The organism is Micromonospora marincola (genome assembly GCF_056150385.1).
This window is the reverse complement of record NZ_JAXCFT010000052.1, coordinates 1-1,149: the sequence shown is the minus strand read 5'-3', so window position 1 is coordinate 1,149 and position 1,149 is coordinate 1. Positions and strand designations below refer to the sequence as shown.

Sequence of the window (1,149 nt, the reverse complement as noted above, 5' to 3'; positions counted from 1 at the left end):
GCGGAGAAGGCGAGGTAGACGTTTGCCGAGGGGTCGGGGACGCGGAATTCGACGCGTTTGGCCTTGGGGTTGCTGCCGGTGACCGGGATGCGGGTGCAGGCGGAGCGGTTGCGCTGGGAGTAGACCAGGTTGACCGGTGCCTCGAAGCCGGGGACGAGTCGTCGGTAGGAGTTGACGGTGGGGTTGGTGAAGGCGAGCAGCGACGGGGCGTGGTGCAGGAGGCCGCCGATGTACCAGCGGGCGGTGTCGGACAGGCCGGCGTAGCCGGTCTCGTCGTAGAACAGCGGCTCGCCGTTGAGCCAGAGGCTCTGGTGGGTGTGCATGCCGGAGCCGTTGTCGCCGAACAGTGGCTTGGGCATGAAGGTGGCGGTCTTGCCGTTGGCCCACGCCTCGTTCTTCACGATGTATTTGAAGAGCTGGAGTTGGTCGCCGGCGTGCAGCAGGGTGGAGAACTTGTAGTTGATCTCCGCTTGGCCGGCGGTGCCGACCTCGTGGTGTGAGCGTTCCACGGTGAAGCCGGAGTCGACGAGCCGGCGCACGATCGAGTCGCGCAGGTCGGCGTAGTGGTCGACCGGGGGTACCGGGAAGTAGCCGCCCTTGTAGGCGGTCTTGTAGCCGCGGTTGCCGCCTTCTTCGTCGCGGCCGGTGTTCCAGGCGCCCTCGATCGAGTCGATGTAGTAGAACGACTGGTTGGCCGAGGTTTCGTGGCGGATGGAGTCGAAGATGTAGAACTCTGCCTCGGCGCCGAAGTAGGCGGTGTCGGCGATGCCGCTGGCGGCGAGGTACGCCTCGGCTTTCTTGGCCACGTTGCGGGGGTCCCGGGAGTAGGCCTCGCGGGTGAACGGGTCGTGGACGAAGAAGTTCAGCGCGAGGGTCTTCTGCGCGCGGAACGGGTCGATGAACGCGGTCGCGACGTCGGGGAGCAGGAGCATGTCCGACTCGTGGATCGACTGGAAGCCGCGGATCGACGAGCCGTCGAACGCGAGGCCGTCGGTGAAGACGCTGTCGTCGAAGGACTCGACCGGCAGGTTGAAGTGCTGCATCACGCCGGGCAGGTCACAGAAACGTACGTCGACGAACTTCACGTCCTCGTTCTTGAGGTATCGCAGGAGTTCCTCGGGATTGGCGAACACACGTCCTCCTGGCAGG

General features: G+C 65.4%; 1 protein-coding gene. It reads right to left on the bottom strand.

Annotated elements, in window-relative coordinates:
* Nucleotides 1–1,133, bottom strand: a 1,133-nt coding sequence (gene glnA / locus SM450_RS31005; RefSeq protein WP_474623324.1) for a type I glutamate--ammonia ligase, incomplete at its 3' end; no start/stop codon positions are given.
* Between the last annotated feature and the right edge of the window lie 16 nt (nt 1,134–1,149).